This is a genomic window from Rhizobacter sp., from assembly GCF_031412495.1.
GTDB lineage: Bacteria > Pseudomonadota > Gammaproteobacteria > Burkholderiales > Burkholderiaceae_C > Schlegelella_A.
On record NZ_JANODC010000067.1, the window covers coordinates 1 to 4,000 of the forward strand.

Annotated in this window: 3 protein-coding genes; all 3 read right to left on the reverse strand. The window is 70.0% G+C overall.

The genetic code is table 11. From position 1 onward, the window contains the following. A partial coding sequence (locus tag AC30N0_RS02460; protein ID WP_489516351.1) for an acyl-CoA carboxylase subunit beta occupies positions 1–1,235 on the reverse strand: 1,235 nt, incomplete at its 3' end. A gap of 78 nt (positions 1,236–1,313) precedes the next feature. Beyond that, positions 1,314–2,333 (reverse strand): methylmalonyl Co-A mutase-associated GTPase MeaB, encoded by a 1,020-nt coding sequence (gene meaB / locus AC30N0_RS02465; protein ID WP_489516352.1) that lies wholly within the window; start codon positions 2,331–2,333, stop codon positions 1,314–1,316. Positions 2,334–2,347: 14 nt separating this feature from the next. Further along, positions 2,348–4,000 (reverse strand): methylmalonyl-CoA mutase (scpA, locus tag AC30N0_RS02470; protein ID WP_489516353.1); only part of this gene is annotated, 1,653 nt, incomplete at its 5' end.

Genomic DNA, 4,000 nt, shown 5'->3' on the forward strand with positions numbered 1-4,000 from the left:
TTCGAGCTCATCACGTCGTAAGCCCCACCGTAGGCCTTCCGCGTGATGACGGTGATCTTCGGTACCGTGCATTCGGCGTACGCGAACAGCAGCTTGGCGCCGTGCTTGATGATGCCGCCGTACTCCTGCGCCGTGCCCGGCATGAAGCCCGGCACGTCGACGAAGGTCACGACGGGGATGTTGAATGCGTCGCAGAAGCGGACGAAGCGCGCCGCCTTGATCGAGCTCTTGATGTCGAGGCAGCCGGCCAGCACCAGCGGCTGGTTGGCGACGATGCCCACCGCCGCGCCGTCCATGCGGCCGAAGCCGATGACGATGTTCTTGGCGTGCTCGGGCTGCAACTCGAAGAAGTCGGCGTCGTCCACGGTCTTGACGATCAGCTCCTTGATGTCGTACGGCTGGTTCGGGTTGTCCGGCACCAGGGTGTCGAGCGAGAGGTCGATGCGGTCCGCCGGGTCGTCGCTCGGCAGGCCGGGCGCCTTCTCCCGGTTGTTGAGCGGCAGGTAGTCGAAGAAGCGGCGCACCATCGCCAGCGCCTCGACGTCGTTCTCGAAGGCCCGGTCGGCGACGCCGCTGCGGGTCGTGTGCGTCAGGGCCCCGCCGAGGTCCTGCGCGCTCACCTCCTCGTGCGTCACCGTGCGCACCACCTCCGGCCCGGTGACGAACATGTACGAGCTGTCATTGACCATGAAGATGAAGTCGGTCATCGCCGGGCTGTAGACGGCGCCGCCGGCGCAGGGGCCCATGACGCGGCTGAGCTGCGGCACCACGCCGGAGGCGATGACGTTCCGCTGGAACACCTCGGCGTAGCCGCCGAGCGAGGCGACGCCTTCCTGGATGCGCGCGCCGCCCGAGTCGTTGATGCCGATCACCGGCGCGCCGACCTTCATCGCCTGGTCCATCACCTTGCAGATCTTCTCGGCGTGCGCTTCGGAGAGCGCGCCGCCGAAGACCGTGAAGTCCTGGCTGAAGACGAAGACGAGGCGGCCGTTGATCATCCCGTAGCCGGTGACGACGCCGTCGCCCGGCGGCCGGTTCTTCTCCATCCCGAAGTCGTGGCTGCGGTGCTCGACGAACATGTCCCACTCCTCGAAGCTGCCGGCATCCAGCAGCAGCTCGAGGCGCTCGCGCGCGGTGAGCTTGCCCTTGGCGTGCTGCGCGTCGATGCGCTTCTGGCCGCCGCCGAGGCGGGCCCGGGCGCGCTTGGCTTCGAGCTGCTGGATGATGTCGTGCATGGCGGGTCTCGTCGTCAGGCGGGGGTGGAGAAAGCGTTGAAGAGCGGAAGAAGGCAGCGGGAGCGCCGGCGAGCTGGCTCATCCATGGCCGTCGGACGCCAGCAGCGAGCTGCCCTGGAACGCGGCCAGCAGGCGGCGCGCCGCCACCGACACCGGCAGCTGGTCGTCGTCGACGGCGGCGAGCGTGTCGGAGAGGCCCGACCGCACCTGCGGATGCGATCGAAAGGCCTGGCGCAGGCCGGCGTCGATGCGCTCCCACAGCCAGGCGCGGCCTTGCAAGCGACGCCGCTCGAGACCCGCGCCGCTCGCCGACTGCGCCGCGCGGAACGCCTCCGCGACCGCCCACACCGCAGCGACCTGGGCCGGGTCGAGCGCGCTCGACGGCATGGCGCGCGGTGCCCATGCGTCGTTTGATCGACGCGCGACCAGATGCAACGCCGATTCGACCTGCCCGACGGCACGCGCCGCCGCCGCCGGGTCCAGGTCGGCCTTGTTGACGACGACCAGGTCGGCCAGCTCCATCACGCCCTTCTTGATCGCCTGCAGCTCATCGCCCGCGTTCGGCAGCTGCATGAGCATGAACAGGTCCGTCATTGCGGCCACGGCCGCCTCGCTCTGCCCGACGCCCACGGTCTCAACGATGACGACGCCGTAGCCCGCTGCCTCGACGACGCGGATCGCCTCGCGCGTGGCCGCCGCGACGCCGCCGAGCGTGCCGCCGCTCGGGCTCGGCCGCACGAACGCCGCCGCCTCGACCGAGAGCCGCTCCATGCGCGTCTTGTCGCCGAGGATGGAGCCGCCGGAGAGGCTCGAGCTCGGGTCGACGGCGAGCACAGCGACGCGCGTGCCCTGGCCGATCAGGTGCAGCCCCAGCGTCTCGATGAAGGTCGACTTGCCCACGCCGGGGACGCCGGAGACGCCGACCCGGAACGTTTGCGGCGGCCGCGGCAGCGCCGTCAAGAAAGCGTCGGCACGCTCGCGATGGTCGGGGCGAGTCGACTCGAGCAGAGTGATCGCCTTGGCGACGGCCCGGCGCTGCGCCTCGCCGGGCCCGGCGTGCACGGCATCGAGCAAGGCCTGGTCGGCGGGGGGCAGCATCGTCGGCCGCAGCGTCAATGCGCGGCGAGCGAGCGCTTGATCTGCTCGAGCACGTCCTTGGCGCTGGCCGGGATCGGCGTGCCCGGCCCGTAGATGCCCTTGACTCCCGCTTCGTACAGGGCCTCGTGGTCGGCACGCGGAACGACGCCGCCGACGAAGACGATGATGTCGCCGGCGCCCTGCGCCCTCAGGGCCGCGACGATGGCCGGCACCAGGGTCTTGTGCCCGGCTGCCAGGGTCGAGACGCCGACGGCGTGGACGTCGTTCTCGATCGCCTGGCGGGCGCACTCCTCGGGCGTCTGGAACAGCGGCCCGATGTCGATGTCGAAGCCGAGGTCGGCGTAGGCGCTGGCCACGACCTTGGCGCCGCGATCGTGCCCGTCCTGGCCGAGCTTGGCGATCATCACCCGCGGCCGCCGCCCCTCGGCCTCGGCGAAGGCGGCGATCTCCGCCTTCAGCTGCTCCCAGCCCTCGGCGCTGTCGTACGCCGTGGCGTACACGCCGGAGACCTTCTGCGTGTCGGCGCGGTGCCGGCCCCAGGCCGCCTCGAGCGCGTCACTCACCTCGCCGACAGTGGCGCGCAGGCGGACGGCGCGAATCGACAGGTCGAGCAGGTTGCCGTCGCCGTTGTTCGCGCTGTCGGTCAGCGCCTGCAGGGCGGCGCGGACGGCGGCCTCGTCGCGCGCGGCGCGCACCGCCTTCAGCCGCCCGATCTGGCTGTCGCGCACGGCGTGGTTGTCGATGTCGCGGCTGTCGATCGGCGCCTCCTCGGCCAGCCGATACTTGTTGACGCCGACGATCACGTCCTGGCCGGAATCGATGCGGGCCTGCTTCTGCGCCGCGCTCGCCTCGATCTTCAGCTTGGCCCAGCCGCTCTGCACCGCCTTGGTCATGCCGCCCATGGCCTCGATCTCCTCCATGATCGTCCAGGCGGCGTCGGCCATCTGCTGGGTCAGCGCCTCCATCGCATAGCTGCCCGCCCACGGATCGACGATCGACGTGATGTGCGTTTCCTCCTGGATCACGAGCTGCGTGTTGCGGGCGATGCGGGCGCTGAACTCGGTCGGCAACGCGATGGCCTCGTCGAGCGCGTTGGTGTGCAGGCTCTGGGTGCCGCCGAAGACCGCAGCCATCGCCTCGATGGTCGTGCGCACGACGTTGTTGTAGGGGTCCTGCGCGGTCAGCGACCAGCCCGAGGTCTGGCAATGGGTGCGCAGCATCGAGCTCTTGGCCTCCTTCGGAGCGAACTCCTGCATGATCCGGTGCCACAGGCCGCGGGCCGCGCGCAGCTTGGCGATCTCGAGATAGAAGTTCATCCCGATGCCGAAGAAGAAGCTGAGCCGGCCGGCGAAGGCGTCGACGTCCAGGCCCTTGGCGATCGCGGTGCGCACGTACTCGCGGCCGTCGGCCAGGGTCAGCGCCAGCTCGAGCGCCTGGTTCGCGCCGGCCTCCTGGATGTGGTAGCCGGAGATCGAGATCGAGTTGAAGCGCGGCATCCGCGTCGCCGTGTATTCGATGATGTCACCCACGATCCGCATGCTCGGCGCCGGCGGATAGATGTAGGTGTTGCGGACCATGAACTCCTTCAGGATGTCGTTCTGGATCGTCCCCGAGAGCTCGGCCTCGGCGACGCCCTGCTCCTCGGCGGCGACGATGTAGCCGGCGAG